Genomic DNA, 13924 nt, shown 5'->3' on the forward strand with positions numbered 1-13924 from the left:
AGGCTGGGGAATTGTCGAAAAGTGTAACGGTGTTCAGGCCGCGAAATCTGGCGAACCCGCCTGCACGACCCTCTCCCAGGGGCCAGATACCGCCAGCGTTTTGCCCGGAGCGTAGATATTGAGGAAAAGCACCCGGCCATCGGGGGAGAAGCATGCGCCGGTCGGCTCCGTGCCGCCCCTTATCCTGCCGAGCGTGTAGACCCTGCCGCCCTGCGTCACGCCTCGCAACATATTGTCCGCAAACGGCGTCTTGTTGTCCTCGCAGATGATCAGATGGCCCCAGGGCGCGACGGTGATATTGTCGCCATAGTTCAGCACCTGCCGGTCGTCGGACTCGACGAACAGGCTCAGGCGGCCGGGTTCGTCCTTCTCGCGCGCCTGTCCTTCGAACGGGGAGGGGATGTAGCGGAATATCTGGCCCAGTCCGGCTGCGCCGCCGGAGGTGCACATGAAATGCACCTGCCCGTCGCCGAAATATATGCCTTCGCCGCGTGCAAAGATCGCCGCGCCATCGGCGTGGCCGCGGTTCTTGAGGTCGTTATGGGGATTATCGACACCGTGCAGGTCAATCCAGCGGGTAAGGCGCATATCGCCGACCGCCATGTCGCGCCGTTTCCAGTTCCGGCTGTCGCCGCCCTCGGGCTGTTCGATAAAGCCCAGCGCCTGCAGCCGCCCACCCTGATGTAGAGCGCCCGGCCGGTCGGGCAGGAAGCGATAAAAGAGCGAGTCCTTCTCGTCCTCCGTCAGATAGAGAATGCCGGTACGCGGATCGATGACCGCGCCTTCATGGTTGAAGCGGCCGAGCGCGTGGATTGGCGCTGGTTCGACCAGGCCCCTTGCGTTTGCGGGCACCTCGAACGCCAGACCATGGTCCCTGGCGATCCCATCCTCGCCTGCGCGGGTCAGTATCTCCTCGCAGGACAGCCAGCTACCCCAGGGCATGACGCCGCCGGAGCAGTTGCGGATGGTGCCCGCGAGGCTCAGATGCTGCCGCTCGACCCGCCCGCTGCGCAGATTATAGACGATATTGCTTGTTCCGCCCGGCAGGGCGCCGCCGTCCGCATACCGGTCATAAGCAAGGGAAATCAGGCCCTTCGCGCCGCGTGCGCGCTGGTCGGGCAATAACTCGTGATTGCGCACCAGCACGACCCGGTCGGCATCAAGGGCAAAGCAGCCCATCCCGTCGTGGCAGCAGGGCACCGTCAGCCCGTCGTCCATCATATCCCCGGCGCTGGAAATGACGCGATAGGAAAAGCCGTGGGGCAGGTCGATCAGCCCGGCCGGGTCGTCACGCAGCGGTCCGTAGCCCGGCACCTGATTATGATAGCTGGTCGCGGCGGCTACGCTGGCGAAGCGGGATAGGCCGGCAAAGGCGGCCAGACTCGCGCCGCCCATGGCGAATTGTCGGCGGCTGATGGTCATCGGCGCATCATCATCGGCTGGATCATGAACCGGCCCAATGATGCAGCTTGGCTACGTCCTCATGACTTTTCCGCTACGCCAATGTTACATCGTTATTCGTGGCGCAGCGCATCGATGGGGTTGAGCGCCGCCGCCCGGCGCGCCGGGAAATAGCCGAACACGACGCCGATCGCCGCCGAAAACAGGAAGGCGATCAAATTGACCCTGACGTCGAAGATGAAGGGCACCTGCATCAGCGGCGCGATGGCGATCGACGCGATAAGGGCGAGGAACAGGCCAATCAGCCCACCAAGGCAGGACAGGACAATCGCCTCGACCAGAAACTGCATCAGCACCTCGCTGGCCACTGCGCCAATGGCGAGGCGTATGCCTATCTCCCGCGTGCGCTCCGTTACCGACACCAGCATGATGTTCATGATGCCGATGCCGCCGACCAGCAGGGAAATCGCCGCCACCGCCGCCACGATCTGCGTCAGGATGGTCGTCGTGCCCGTCAGCGTGTCGGATATCTGCTTGGTGTCGAACACGTTGAAATTATCCTGATCGCCTTCCTTTATCTTCCGGCGCTCCCGCATCAATTGTTCCAGGCTGGCCTGCACCGCCGATGTCTCATAGGCGTCGTCGACCGCCACCAGGATCATGCTGATGTCGCGGTCGCCGGTGAAACGGCGCTGCACGAACTTGATCGGCATGACGACGGTATCGTCCTGATCCTGAAAGCCGCCCTGGCCGCGCGTTGTGAGCACGCCGATAACCTGGCAGGAAACGCCCTTGATCCGGAACTGCTTACCCACCGGGTTCATGTTCCGGAACAGGTTCTGCCGCACTGTATTGCCGATGATGCACACGGCTTTGCCTGCTTCCTCCTCCTCCGGCATAAACAGGCGGCCGGAGTCGAGCTTCCACTGCTGCGCCTCGAAAAAGGCGGCGGTTGTGCCGTTAACGGTTGTTGACCAGTTGCTGCCTTCGTAGATCGCCGTGGCGCTAGTCTGCGCCTGCGGGGCGACGGCGCGGACGCCGGTCAACTGATTCTCTATGGCGGTCACATCCTGCGGCTTGAAGTTGGGCGGGCGCGGGCCGCCGCCACCCCTGCCGAACCCCTGGCCCGGCCGGAGCTGGAGGATATTCGCGCCCAGCGAGGATATCTGCTCGCGCACGGCGGCCGTCGCGCCATTGCCCAGCGTGACCATTGTCACCACGGCGGCCACGCCGATGATGATGCCCAGCGTCGTAAGGAAGGAACGCAGCTTGTGGCGCATGATCGCCCGGAAGGCGAGGGTGATGGTGGTGCCCAGCATCAGTTGCCCTCACCCTTCCTGATGCCCTCGACCAGTCCATCCTTGAACGTGACGATGGTCCTGGCGAACGCCGCCATTTCCGGCTCATGCGTCACCATCAGCACGGTGATGCCGCTATTCTTGTTGAGGTCGGTCAACAGCTCCATGATCTCGACCGAGCGTTCGGAATCGAGATTGCCTGTGGGTTCGTCGGCCAGAAGCACGTCAGGTTGGGTGACGATGGCGCGCGCGATCGCCACGCGCTGTTGCTGGCCGCCCGACAATTCCGCAGGCGTATGGTCCCACCAGGGCTTCAGGCCGACTTTATCCAGCGCCGCCATACCCTGTTCCTGCCGGGTTTTCCTGTCCTCACCCCGATACAGCAGCGGCAGCTCGACATTTTCCAATGCCGTGGTGCGGGAGAGGAGATTGAACCCCTGAAATACGAAGCCGAGATATTTGCGCCGCAGTAACGCCCGCTGGTCGCGGTCGAGCGTTTCGACATGATGCCCCTTGAACAGGAAGCTTCCGGCGCTGGGTACGTCCAGGCAGCCTAATATGTTCATCGTCGTCGACTTGCCCGATCCCGAAGGCCCCATGACCGCGACAAAATCCCCCCGCGCAATGTCGAGGTCGACGCCCTTCAACGCCTGAAACGCTGTCGGTCCGCTGCCATAGACCTTGGTCACGCCGCGCAGGCTGATGATCGGATCAGTGGGCATTGCTGGCCGCTGCCGGCGCTTGCTGGTGGGCGTCGCGCCTGTCGCTGGCCGCCGCAGGGGCCGGTCCCTGTTGCCGGTCGTCCTGGCGATCGCTACCCTTGCCTTGGCCACCCTTACCGGATCCGCCGTCATCGCGCTCCTCCGGTTGTTCCTGACCCGCGGCGAGTTGACCGGTGATGACCTTCATGCCTTCTTTCAGGCCGCCGCTGACAATCGCGGTGCGGGCGCCGTCGCTGTCGCCAATGACCACCTGGATCGCTTTCGGCTTTCCATCCTCATCCACGACATAGACCGTCTGGCTGCTGCCGGCGCCGAAAGTGACTGACCGGGTCGCGCGATTGCCGAAGCGGCGGGGGCCAGGCACGATCTGGCTGGTGATGCCGCCGCCCTTGCCCGAACCGGCCGAAGGGTTGAACCGCAGGGCCGCGTTGGGGACGAGCAGCGCATTTTGAAGCCGTTTTGTGACGATGGAGGCAGTCGCCGTCATGCCCGGCCGCAGAATCTCGTCAGGATTATCCACGGCCAGCACTGCGGTATAGGCGACCACGGTGCCTGTGCTGGTGCTGGTTGCGGTTGAGGATGATGAGGAGGACGTCGAGGCGCTATTGGAGCCGACATTGACCCGCGTGATATGCGCCGGGAAATTCTGCCCTGGAAATGCGTCGACTGTGAAGGTGGCCGACTGGCCGTCCTTCACCTGCCCGACATCGGCCTCATCAACCGAGACCTCCACCTCCATGCGCGTCAGGTCCTCGGCGAGCGTGAACAGCACAGGCGCGTTGAGGGAGGCGGCAACGGTCTGACCCGGCTCGATATCGCGGGACAGGACCACGCCATTCACGGGCGAGACGATCTGCGCGATCGACAGGTTGGTCTGGGCGGTGGAAAGCTGGGCGTTGGCGACCTCCACCTGCGCGCGGGCGGATTGCACGGACGCAATCGCCTGCTCATAGGTCGCGCGGGCGCTGTCGAGTTCCGTCTTGGCGGGCACGCGGCCGCCGGAAAGCTTGTAGACCGACTCCTGCCGGTCCAGCGTCGCCTTGGCGAGGGCGGCCTGGGCCTGGGCCTGGGCGACGCCGGCTCTGGCCGCCGCCACCTGAGACCGGTTCTGGGCGATTGAGTCCACCAGGCGCCTTGTGTCCAGTTCGGCCAGCTTCTGTCCTTTGGTCACGCGGTCGTTCACATCGACAAAGACCTGCGTGATCTTGCCCGATTGTTCCGATCCCACATCGACCTGATTGACCGGCTTCAGGTTGCCGGTGGCGGATACGGTGACGGTCAGGTCGCCCGTGCGGACGGTGCGTGTTGAGTAATTCGGCTCGTCGCTGCCGGAGAAGCAGCGGCCAAGCAGCAGGATCAGGATCAACAGGGCAAGACCGATTGCGCCACGGATGACCCATTTGCGCCAGGGCTTTGCTGGCTGAACGCCAAGGAAGTCGTCCAGATTGTCGCTGTTGCCGGGGGTCGTCTCGTCGGTCATTGCGGCCGTCCATCCATAGTCTGCCATCCGCCGCCAAGCGCGCTGTAAAGCTGCGAGACGGCCAGAACCTGATCTGATTGTGCGCCAGCCAGGCTGTTGCGCGCGGAAAGGAGCGTCTGCTCTGCGGTGAGCAGCGTCTGGAAATCGGTAAGCCCCGCCTGATATTGGCTGCGGGCCAGAATGGCGCTGTTGTTCGACGCTTCATAGGCGATGGCGAACTGCTCCGCGCGTTGTTGCGCAGCGCTGAGCGCCGCCATGCCATTTTCCACATCTTCCAGCGAAGTCAGCACCGTGCTCTTATAGGCGGCGAAGGCGGCGTCGGTGGCCGCCCTTTGTGAACGCACCTGCGCGCGCAGGCGGCCGCCGTCGAAGATCGTTTGCGCGATCCGGCCGAATACGCCGCCCGTCACGATATCGGTCAGGTCGCGGAAAGCCGTGGCGCTGGTGCCGATATTCCCGCTGATGCTGAGCGAGGGGTAGAGCGCCGCCTGCGCCACGCCGATCCGCGCGGTGGCGGCGGCCAGAGTGCGTTCGGCGGCCCTTACGTCCGGCCGCTGGCGCAACGTATCGGCAGGAATGCCTATGGCGATATCATTCTGCGCGGCGGGGATGGGCTTTGCCTGTTCCAGCGCGCGCGTCGCTTCGCCCGGCGCTTCACCGGTCAGCACGGCAATGCGATTAAGGGCTGCCCTCACGCTGTTTTCAATCTGAGGGACGGTCGCGGTCGTCTGCGCCAGTTGTGCGCGGGCCTGTTCCTGATCCAGCGAGGAGACAAGGCCAGCCTGCAGCCGCCAGCGGGCGATGTCATAATTATCCTGTTGGTTGGCGAGGGTTTCCTTTGCGATGCGCAACTGCTCCTGGCCCAGTCGCGCTTGCACATAGTTGGACACCAGCTCGGAAATAATGGCTGTTCTCGTACTGGCGAGGTCGAAGCCGCTGGCTGTATAGTCGGCACGCGCCGCTTCGGAGGAGCGCCGGATGCCGCCGAACAGATCGACTTCCCAGCTTGCGTCGGCGCCCGCCGAATAGGCGCTGCTCCACCGGTTGGCGGAAGAACCGATCACATTGCCATTGCTGTCGAGCTGGAAGCCGCTTGTGCCGCTGCGGTAATTCTTGCCCGCGCTGCCAGAGGCGTTGATCTGTGGGAAGAAGGCGGCATTGGCCTGCACCAGCGCCTCGCGCGCTTGCCGGAGTCTGGCCTGCGCCTGTGCAATGTCCAGATTATTGGCGACGGCCTTCTGTATGAGGCCATCGAGCGTAGGATCGTTCAGCCGGGTCCACCATTGCGCCAGATCGGCATCGCTCGGCGCGGGGCTCGGCGCGGGCTTGGCTCCCGCCGCCTCGCCATAATAAGTAGCAGGCACCCCAAGCGAAGCCGTTTGCGGTGCGCGATAGTCCGGCCCCGCCGCGCAGGCGGAAAGGACGGTGGCCGCTCCCAATATCAATGTAGCGGGATAACGCACTTTGGATCGAGGCTCCTGTCTTGATCAGGACTTGCATCAACATGCGCAGGGGGAACTTGCGCGCGGCTGAATGCCTGTCTAGGTCCTGCCGAAATTGGGGCGGAGGCTCAACGGCTTTTCTGTCTCAAAGTGTATCAACCATGTAATGCGCTGGAAATCGCGCTTTTCGAGAGGGTTTCGCCATGAGGGCATTCCTGTTTCCCGGTCAGGGGAGCCAATCGGTCGGTATGGGCAAGGCGCTGGCCGAAGCCAGCCCGGCTGCAAAAGAGCTGTTTCAGGAAGTCGATGACGCGCTGTCGCAGAATCTGTTCCGCATCATGGTCGAGGGACCGGACGCCGATCTGACCCTGACCGAAAATGCCCAGCCTGCGATCATGGCCAATGCGTTGGCCACGCTGAAGGTGATGGAGAAAGAAGGCGGGCTGCGGCTTTCCGAGAAGGCGGATTTTGTCGCTGGCCACTCGCTTGGCGAATATACCGCGCTGTGCGCCGCCGGTGCGATCGACCTGTCGACTACGGCGCGTCTGTTGAAGCTACGCGGCAGGGCGATGCAGGCCGCCGTGCCGGTGGGCGAGGGGGCCATGGCCGCACTGCTCGGCGCAGATATCGATAAGGCGCAGGCTCTGGCCGATGCAGCGGCGGAGGGCGAGGTGTGCGCTGTCGCCAACGACAATGATCCGACCCAGGTCGTGATCTCCGGCCATCGCGGCGCCGTTGAGCGCGCGGTAGCGATGGTGAAGGATCATAGCATCAAGCGCGGCGTGCTGCTGCCGGTGTCCGCGCCCTTCCACTGCCCGCTGATGCAGCCTGCGGCCGACGCGATGGCTGACGCGCTTGGCGAGGCGGATATCCGTGCGCCGCTGGTCCCGGTCTATGCCAATGTGCTGGCCGCGCCGATCGCCGCGCCGGATGACATCCGGCAACGCCTTGTGGAGCAGGTCACTGGCCGCGTGCGCTGGCGCGAGTCCGTCGCCGCGATGTTCGCCGCGGGCGTCACCGATTTCGTGGAAGTGGGTGGCAAGGTGCTTGGACCGATGGTCAAGCGCATCGCCCCGGACGCAACAGTGACCAGTATTGTCACGATGGACGATATCGAAGCGGCGCTCGGCGCGCTCTGAAAGGAAAAGACATGACCATGTTCGATCTCAGCGGGATGACTGCACTGGTGACCGGCGCTTCGGGCGGTATCGGCTCGGCCATTGCGAAGGCGCTGGCGGGGCAAGGCGCGCGCCTTGCCTTTTCCGGCAGCAATGAAGCGAAGCTCAGGGATTTTGCGGCGCAGTTTTCCGGTGATCACGTTATCCTGCCATGCAACCTTTCGGACGCGGCGGCCGTCGACGCGCTTGTTCCGCAGGCCGTCGAGGCGCTGGGCGGGAAGCTCGATATCCTGGTCAATAATGCCGGGATCACGCGCGATAACCTCATCATGCGCATGAAGGACGAGGAATGGGCCGATGTCATTTCGGTCAATCTGGAGGCCGCCTTCCGCCTTGCCCGCGCCGCCGCCAAGCCAATGATGAAGGCGCGTTTCGGCCGCATCATCTCGATCACATCGGTCGTGGGAGTGACCGGCAATCCCGGACAGGCGAACTACGCCGCGTCGAAGGCCGGAATTATCGGCATGTCGAAGGCGCTGGGACAGGAATTGGCCAGCCGCAATATCACCGTCAATTGCGTTGCGCCCGGCTTCATCCGGTCCGCAATGACTGATACGCTGAACGACGCGCAGAAGGGCGCGATCACTGGCCGGATTCCCGCCGGAACGCTGGGTGAGGGAGAGGATATCGGCGCCGCCGTCGTCTATCTCGCCAGCAAGGAAGCCGGATATGTGACCGGTCAGACCTTGCATGTGAATGGCGGAATGGCCATGATCTGACCCAGTTTGTGGGGGGGATTGATGCAGGTTTTCGCGGCAGGCCGATCGCTGCGCCGCAATATGCCTTGCCTCTTGCCTCCCTCGCAGCTTCGCACTAGGGCAAGTGCCTGAACGGATATTCATACCCGCATCTACCCAAGCAGAAGGACCACCCATGAGTGAGACCGCGGATCGCGTAAAAAAAATTGTCGTGGAGCATCTGGGCGTCGAGGCCGAAAAGGTCACGGAAGATGCCAGCTTCATCGACGATCTGGGCGCTGACAGCCTCGACATCGTTGAGCTGGTTATGGCGTTCGAAGAGGAATTCGGCGTTGAGATTCCTGATGACGCCGCCGAGAAGATCGGCACGGTCAAGGACGCCATCGATTACATCGACTCCAAGCAGTAAGGAGCCGATCCGCCCGCCGGCCCGGCCGGTGGGAATGGACCAGGAATAAGGGAAACGGCTCTCCGGCCCCGGTACGTCCGGCGGAAGGAGAGCCGCTTCCATTTGAAGATTATCGGAAAAGTTGGACGGAGCTGGGAATATGCGTCGTGTGGTCGTGACGGGCCTGGGCATGGTTACGCCGCTGGGCGCGGACGTGGAAACTGCCTGGAAAAACATCATCGCCAGCAAATCGGGTGCTGCAACTATCACCCGTTTCGACGCGACCGACTATGCCTGCACCTATGCGTGCGAGGTAAAGCCCGCCGACCACGAATATGGTTTCGACCCCAACAAGCGCGTGGATCATAAGGTCCAGCGGCAGGTCGATCCCTTCATCATCTACGGCATCGACGCCGCCGGACAGGCGCTGGAAGACGCCGGCCTTACCGATATGAGCGAAGCCGAACGCTATCGCGCGGGCTGTTCGATCGGTTCGGGCATTGGCGGCCTTCCCGGCATCGAGAGCGAATCGCTGGTGCTGGAGCATAAGGGGCCGCGCCGCGTATCGCCGCATTTCGTCCATGGCCGCCTGATCAATCTCATCTCCGGACAGGTTTCGATCAAATATGGCCTCATGGGCCCCAATCACGCAGTCGTCACAGCCTGCTCGACCGGTGCGCACAGCATAGGCGACGCCGCGCGGATGATTGCGATGGATGACGCCGATGTGATGCTTGCGGGCGGCGCGGAAAGCGCGATCTGCCCCATTGGCATCGCTGGCTTCGCTCAGGCGCGCGCGCTTTCCACCGCGTTCAAGGATGCGCCGGAAAAGGGCAGCCGCCCCTATGACATCGACCGTGACGGCTTCGTCATGGGCGAGGGCGCAGGCGTCGTATGCCTTGAGGAATATGAGCATGCGAAAGCGCGCGGTGCGAAAATCTATGCCGAGGTGATCGGCTATGGCCTGTCTGGCGACGCCTATCATGTGACCGCCCCGCATCCTGAAGGCTCCGGCGCGTTCCGCTCGATGGAAATGGCGATGCGGAAATCGGGGCTTTCGCTGTCGGACATCGACTATATCAACGCGCATGGCACGTCGACGCCGCTGGGTGACGAACTGGAGCTGGGCGCTGTGCGCCGTCTGTTCGGCGATGCGATTGGCGGGCTTTCCATGTCGTCGACCAAATCGGCCATCGGCCACCTTCTGGGCGGCGCGGGCGCCGTGGAGAGCATCTTCTGCATTCTCGCCCTGCGCGACCAGATCGTTCCGCCGACCCTCAATCTCGACAATCCTTCGGAAAATTGCGCCGGGGTGGACCTGGTCCCTCATGTCGCGAAACAGCGGAGCGTGAAGGCCGTTCTGAACAACAGCTTCGGCTTTGGCGGCACGAACGCCAGCCTCGTCATGAAAGCGGTCTGAGGCTGACGCTATGCGGCGCGCCGGTTGCCTGATCCTCATCATCGGACTGGCGATCGCGGCGTTTTTTGCTTTCCGCTTCGTTCATGGCTGGACGGGCGAGGGGCCAACAACCGCTAACCGCACCTTTGTTGTTGCGGAGGGCGCAACGCTCACCAGCGCAGCAGTCGCGCTGAAAGAAGCGGGCGTCATCCGTTCGGCCGATGCCTTTCTGGCGCGCGCCAAGCTGTTCGGATCGTCCGATCCCATCAAGGCCGGTGAATATCTGATCCCTAAAGGGGCGAGCAACGCCGATATTCTCGCTATATTGCAGGGCGGTAAAGCCGTCGCCCGGATGGTGACGATACCGGAGGGCATGCCGTCGATCCTGGTTCATGAGCGGCTGATGGCGCAGAAGGAACTCACCGGATCAATCCCCATACCGGCAGAGGGCAGCATCCTGCCCGACAGCTATGCTTTCGACAAAGGCGAGACTCGCGCCGCACTTGTCAAGCGCATGCAGGCCGCCATGACCAAGGCGCTGGCGGAGCTTTGGGCGCAGCGCAGCCCCACGACAGTCGTCAAGACGCCGGAACAGGCGATCATCCTCGCCAGCATCGTGGAAAAGGAAACGGGCGTTCCTACCGAACGGCCGACGGTCGCGGGCGTCTATTCAAACCGCTTGCGCACCGGCATGATGCTGCAGGCCGATCCGACGATCATCTACCCGATCACCAAGGGCAAGCCGCTTGGGCGGCGCATCCGCAAATCAGAAATCGCGGCGGTCAATGACTATAATACCTATGCCATGACCGGTCTGCCCAAGGGGCCGATCGCCAATCCCGGGCGGCTGTCCATATTGGCGGTCCTGCAGCCTGCGCAGACCCGTGCGCTCTATTTCGTTGCTGACGGGAAAGGCGGCCACATCTTCGCTGACACGCTGCAGCAGCATAATGAGAATGTACGCAAATGGTTTGAGATCAGGCGTCAGCGCGGTGAACTTTAGCCGCTATCTGATGATGCCCTTGTTGGCGAGCGACCGGGCGTAGAGCAACTGGACCACACCCATAATGAAGATGAAAAGCGGAAAAGCGGCCGCCATGACGCCTTTCACCGCCAGCAGGTCCGTGCCCAGAAAGCTATAGCCAAACTGGATGACGACAGCGGCGAGCGAGATCGCGTACAGAGGCACGGCAAGCCTCCGTTTCATCAGCAGCAGGATCGTGGCTATGGTCGCGCCCCACACGGCGACGGCATAAGCCGACCAGGCCCATTGCGGCATTTGGGCGAATGTGCGGGCCATATAGGGGTCGGTCTTGGCCAGTTCCGACAGGTCCATGGTGACCTGCATCAGATAGGCTGCGCAGCCCATCAGATTCCATGCCAGGAATATGATGCCGATGACGATGAAGGATCCCGCTACTTTCACGATCGACCTCTCCGGTACGTTGCCACCTCTCCCTATTAAGGCATATCCTACTCCAACATCCGCATCCCCGCCATAGGGCGCTATGAAAGCTGTTCGCGCTGCGTGACGGCCACCAAAAAAGGAGCCTGTATGATCGGACGTCCGATACCTGACGTAACATTGAAGACCCGCGTACGAGACGAAAGCGTCGGCGGCCCCAATCCCTTCCGCTGGCAGGATGTGCAGACCGGCGACCTTTTCCGGGGCAAGCGCAATGTCGTGTTCTCGCTGCCTGGCGCGTTCACGCCGACCTGCTCAACCGAGCAATGCCCGGCATTTGAGCGCTTTCACGAGGATTTCAAAGCCGCAGGCGTGGATGAGGTCTATTGCATCTCGGTCAACGACGCGTTCGTCATGTATCAGTGGGGCAAGCATCTCGGTATATCCAAGGTAAAGCTGTTGCCGGATGGATCGGGCGATTTCACGCGCCGCATGGGCATGCTGATCAAGAAGAATCATCTTGGCTTTGGCGACCGTAGCTGGCGCTATGCAATGGTTGTTGATGACGGCAGGATCGTCGCCTGGTTCGAGGAGCCGGGCATCAATGATGTCGGGTCGGACGAGGACCCCTATGAGGAAACGCGGCCGGAACCCGCTCTGGACTGGGTGAAGGCGCATCCCAGGGCATGATCGGGAACGCCGCGCCTATCATCCTGACGGCAACGATGGGGGCGGCGGACTTTGCCTGGGCGGACACGCTGCGCCGCGCCCATTTTCCTGCCGAGCGCAACAAGGTGCCCGCGCATATCACCCTTTTCCATCACCTGCCGCCTGGCCTGCAAAGGGAGTTGATGGATCGTATGGCCGTGATTTGCAGGGGGAAAGCGCCGGAAGCGCGGCTGGCGAGATTGCTCAACCTGGGAAATGGCGTGGCTTTCCGGATCGAGAGCGCGGGTCTGGACGCCATACGCGCCGAACTGGCCGACATGTTTCAGGGTTTGCTGACACCGCAGGATCAGGCGAAGCCGCGCTTCCACATCACGGTGCAGAATAAGGTCAGCAGCGACCGCGCCAGACTAGTGTTCAATGAACTGAACGCCAGCTTCCGGCCGCGACCGCTTGTGATTTCCGGACTGGCGGCATGGCGCTATATGGGCGGCCCCTGGGAGCCGATCCGCGCCATGCCGTTCAGGGGTTAGGCCAGGTCCACTTCCTTGAGCGGCCGTGATGCGTCCGCCAGTTGCGCCTGATCCAGCACGGCGCCGGAAATCACATGGGCGCGGCCCTGAACATAGTCCTTGACCATATTGACGCAGTCGAGCGCGATCAGCTTCCCGGCCTTCATATACAGGACGGAGAAACTGCGCGTGGCCGGGTCGCCGCGCAAAATGGTCTGATCGAAGCCGGTCGACAGGCCAACGGTCTGCAGCTTCAGATCATATTGGTTGGACCAGAACCAGGGCACCGCATCATATTCGGTTTCCTGGCCCATGATATGCTGGACCGCGACCTTTGCCTGATCATTGGCGTTCTGGACGGATTCAAGGCGAATCTGCGCCCCTCGCGCATAGCCATTGGCGTGCGCAGCGCAGTCGCCGACCGCATAAATGTCCGGCAGGCTGGTGCGGCAATAGGCGTCGACATCGACGCCATTGCCGCCGGTTGCGCCTGCTGCGATCAGCGGGGCGGTCTCCGGAATGATGCCGATGCCGACAATGACCAGATCGGCGGGAATGCGCTCTCCGTCCGCCAGGATGACGGCGCTGACATGGCCATCGGTCGCCTCGATCTTCTCGACCATCGCGCGCAGGCGCAGATCGACGCCATGCGCCCGGTGGTCCGCCTCGTAGAAGCGGGACAATTCTTCCCCGGCGACGCGCGCCAGCACCCGGTCGAGCGCCTCCAGCAGCACCACCTTCTTGTCGAACTTGCGCAGGACAGCCGCCGCCTCAAGGCCGATATAGCCGCCGCCGATCACCACAACCTGATTGATCTCATCGAGCCGCGCCATGATGGCGTCCACGTCATCGCGTCGGCGCACGCCGTGAATGCCCTTGGCTTCCGCTCCGGGGCAGGACAGCATGCGCGGCGTGCCGCCCGTGCACCAGATCATCTTGCCATAGCTTACTTCGCTATCGTCGGTCAGCGTGACGAATTTGCCGACGGGATCGACGGCCTTCACGCGCTTGCCGAGCAGCATTTCAATATTGCGCTCGGTCCAGAAGGCGACGGGACGGATCAATATGCGCTCGAACGTCTTGTCGCCCGAAAGATATTCCTTGGAGAGGGGAGGCCGCTCATACGGGACTTCGCGCTCGTCGCCGAGCATGGCGACGCTGCCTTCGAAGCCCATCTGGCGTAACTGGATTGCCGCCTGTGCGCCCGCATGACCCGCGCCGACGATCAGGACGTCATAATAGCTCATTGCCCGTACACCCTCCATATATTCCCGCTTTTTCGCGCCTTGGCCTGCTTTGCCCGACATGGCAAGAGGCGGTCGGCTGATCTGGGTT

Annotated in this window: 14 protein-coding genes; 7 read left to right on the forward strand and 7 right to left on the reverse strand. The window is 62.7% G+C overall.

What is annotated here, in order from left to right:
- Positions 1-33: 33 nt before the first annotated feature.
- The 5 genes from KFK14_RS08990 to KFK14_RS09010 all read right to left on the reverse strand — a co-directional run bounded on the left by KFK14_RS08990 (position 34) and on the right by KFK14_RS09010 (position 6364).
- Positions 34-1422, reverse strand: a complete 1389-nt coding sequence (locus KFK14_RS08990) for an alkaline phosphatase PhoX (protein ID WP_212610642.1) — start codon at positions 1420-1422, stop codon at positions 34-36.
- 92 nt (positions 1423-1514) lie between these two features.
- On the reverse strand, positions 1515-2720 hold the full coding sequence (locus tag KFK14_RS08995; protein ID WP_212610643.1) for an ABC transporter permease: 1206 nt from the start codon (positions 2718-2720) through the stop codon (positions 1515-1517).
- Positions 2720-3421, reverse strand: coding sequence for an ABC transporter ATP-binding protein (locus KFK14_RS09000; protein ID WP_070151391.1), 702 nt, complete (start codon positions 3419-3421; stop codon positions 2720-2722). Before KFK14_RS09000 ends, KFK14_RS08995 begins: the two co-directional genes overlap by 1 nt.
- Positions 3411-4901: an efflux RND transporter periplasmic adaptor subunit gene (locus KFK14_RS09005; RefSeq protein ID WP_212610644.1), complete on the reverse strand. Its 1491-nt coding sequence runs from the start codon at positions 4899-4901 to the stop codon at positions 3411-3413. The genes KFK14_RS09000 and KFK14_RS09005 overlap by 11 nt, the downstream gene beginning before the upstream one ends.
- On the reverse strand, positions 4898-6364 hold the full coding sequence (locus KFK14_RS09010; RefSeq protein ID WP_212610645.1) for an efflux transporter outer membrane subunit: 1467 nt from the start codon (positions 6362-6364) through the stop codon (positions 4898-4900). The genes KFK14_RS09005 and KFK14_RS09010 overlap by 4 nt, the downstream gene beginning before the upstream one ends.
- A gap of 182 nt (positions 6365-6546) precedes the next feature.
- On the opposite strand from KFK14_RS09010, the gene fabD reads away from it, so the two are divergent.
- The 5 genes from fabD (at position 6547) to mltG (ending at position 11009) form a co-directional block, all read left to right on the forward strand.
- Entirely contained in the window at positions 6547-7482 is a 936-nt protein-coding gene (gene fabD / locus KFK14_RS09015; protein WP_212610646.1) for an ACP S-malonyltransferase, read from the forward strand.
- Positions 7483-7499: 17 nt separating this feature from the next.
- Positions 7500-8240, forward strand: a complete 741-nt coding sequence (fabG, locus tag KFK14_RS09020) for a 3-oxoacyl-[acyl-carrier-protein] reductase (RefSeq protein WP_212611103.1) — start codon at positions 7500-7502, stop codon at positions 8238-8240.
- A gap of 154 nt (positions 8241-8394) precedes the next feature.
- Positions 8395-8628: an acyl carrier protein gene (locus KFK14_RS09025; protein ID WP_006950224.1), complete on the forward strand. Its 234-nt coding sequence runs from the start codon at positions 8395-8397 to the stop codon at positions 8626-8628.
- Positions 8629-8767: 139 nt separating this feature from the next.
- Entirely contained in the window at positions 8768-10027 is a 1260-nt protein-coding gene (gene fabF / locus KFK14_RS09030; protein ID WP_070151048.1) for a beta-ketoacyl-ACP synthase II, read from the forward strand.
- A gap of 10 nt (positions 10028-10037) precedes the next feature.
- A complete protein-coding gene (gene mltG, locus KFK14_RS09035; RefSeq protein ID WP_212610647.1) occupies positions 10038-11009 on the forward strand; it encodes an endolytic transglycosylase MltG in 972 nt (323 codons plus the stop codon).
- 3 nt (positions 11010-11012) lie between these two features.
- Here mltG and KFK14_RS09040 read toward each other — a convergent pair whose 3' ends face one another.
- Positions 11013-11432: a sugar transporter gene (locus KFK14_RS09040; protein WP_212610648.1), complete on the reverse strand. Its 420-nt coding sequence runs from the start codon at positions 11430-11432 to the stop codon at positions 11013-11015.
- A 129-nt stretch (positions 11433-11561) separates the two neighbouring features.
- Between KFK14_RS09040 and KFK14_RS09045 the strand changes: the two genes are divergently transcribed.
- The gene (locus tag KFK14_RS09045; RefSeq protein WP_212610649.1) at positions 11562-12101 is read left to right on the forward strand and encodes a peroxiredoxin; all 540 of its coding nucleotides are present in this window, start codon (positions 11562-11564) and stop codon (positions 12099-12101) included.
- Complete coding sequence (locus KFK14_RS09050; protein WP_212610650.1) at positions 12098-12610, forward strand: 2'-5' RNA ligase family protein; 513 nt, start codon at positions 12098-12100, stop codon at positions 12608-12610. The genes KFK14_RS09045 and KFK14_RS09050 overlap by 4 nt, the downstream gene beginning before the upstream one ends.
- On the opposite strand, the gene KFK14_RS09055 is transcribed toward KFK14_RS09050, so the two are convergent.
- On the reverse strand, positions 12607-13836 hold the full coding sequence (locus KFK14_RS09055) for an NAD(P)/FAD-dependent oxidoreductase (protein ID WP_212610651.1): 1230 nt from the start codon (positions 13834-13836) through the stop codon (positions 12607-12609). The two genes, KFK14_RS09050 and KFK14_RS09055, sit on opposite strands and share 4 nt — an antisense overlap.
- Positions 13837-13924: the final 88 nt, after the last annotated feature.

Origin of the sequence: Sphingobium phenoxybenzoativorans, assembly GCF_018286635.1 — a bacterium.
Lineage (GTDB): Bacteria > Pseudomonadota > Alphaproteobacteria > Sphingomonadales > Sphingomonadaceae > Sphingobium > Sphingobium phenoxybenzoativorans.